Consider the following 1,261-nt stretch of genomic DNA (forward strand, 5'->3'; position numbering starts at 1 on the left):
GTTCCGAGGGGAACCGCCCCTCTGTCGTGGGCTGTGGCCGGTGCCTCATCAAGGCTTAGGCTGACCACGTACGCAAGGGAACTTCGGAAGGAGACCTGGGTGATCGAGCTTGAGGGCGTGCCCGAGCTGATCGACCCGGTCATGGTGGCCGCGTTCGAGGGCTGGAACGACGCGGGTGACGCGGCCTCCGGTGCGGTCGCACACCTGGACCGGGAGTGGAAGGGCGAGGTCTTCGCGGCACTCGACGCCGAGGACTACTACGACTTCCAGGTCAACCGGCCGACGGTGTGGCTGGACAACGGGGTACGGAAGATCACGTGGCCGACGACACGGCTGTCGGTGGTCCGGATCGGCGGTGCCAAGCCGCGGGACCTGGTGCTGGTCCGGGGCATCGAACCGTCCATGCGGTGGCGGTCGTTCTGCAACGAGATCCTCGGCTTCGCGCATGAGCTGGGCGTGGAGATGGTGGTCATCCTGGGCGCGCTGCTCGGGGACACCCCGCACACGCGGCCGGTGCCGGTGAGCGGGGTCACCTCGGACGCGGACCTGGCGCGGACGATGGACCTGGAGGAGACCAAGTACGAGGGCCCGACGGGCATCGTGGGCATCCTGCAGGAGGCCTGTACGCACGCGGGTGTCCCGGCGGTGTCGCTGTGGGCGGCGGTGCCGCACTACGTCTCCCAGCCGCCGAACCCGAAGGCGACACTGGCCCTGCTGAACCGGCTGGAGGATCTGATCGACATCCGGATCCCGCTGGGCGAACTGCCGGAGGACGCCCGGGCGTGGCAGCTGGGCGTGGACCAACTGGCCGCCGAGGACAGCGAGGTGGCGGAGTACGTCCAGACGCTGGAGGAGGCGCGGGACACGGCCGACCTGCCGGAGGCGTCGGGGGACGCGATCGCCCGCGAATTCGAGCGGTACCTGCGCCGGCGTGACCCGGCGGCCCCCTCGGCCGAGCCGGGCGACGGCTCGTACCTGCGCGACACGAGCGGGGGCCTCCCCCGGCCCCCGAAGCGCAAGCCGGACCCCGAACCGGGCCCGTCGGACGAGAGTCCGGAGCCGGACGGGAACGACACCCCGCCGCAGTCCTGACCGCGGGCCTCGCCGCTGCGCGGGGCCATCCCCTACCCGCCCTTCCTCCGTTCCCCGGGCTCTGCCCGGACCCGGTCCTCAATCGCCGGACGGGCTGAACATCAGCCCCGCCGGCGTTCGAGGCGCGGGAAACGGCGTGAGGGCGAGAGGCTTCGCGCAGCGGCAGCAC

1 protein-coding gene is annotated in these 1,261 nt (G+C 71.8%); it reads left to right on the forward strand.

Going from position 1 to position 1,261, the window contains the following annotated elements; genetic code table 11:
- The first annotated feature begins 99 nt into the window (after window positions 1–99).
- Entirely contained in the window at window positions 100–1,092 is a 993-nt protein-coding gene (locus ACWGIU_RS38085) for a PAC2 family protein (protein ID WP_453712696.1), read from the forward strand.
- Window positions 1,093–1,261: the final 169 nt, after the last annotated feature.

The organism is Streptomyces sp. NPDC054840 (genome assembly GCF_053611065.1).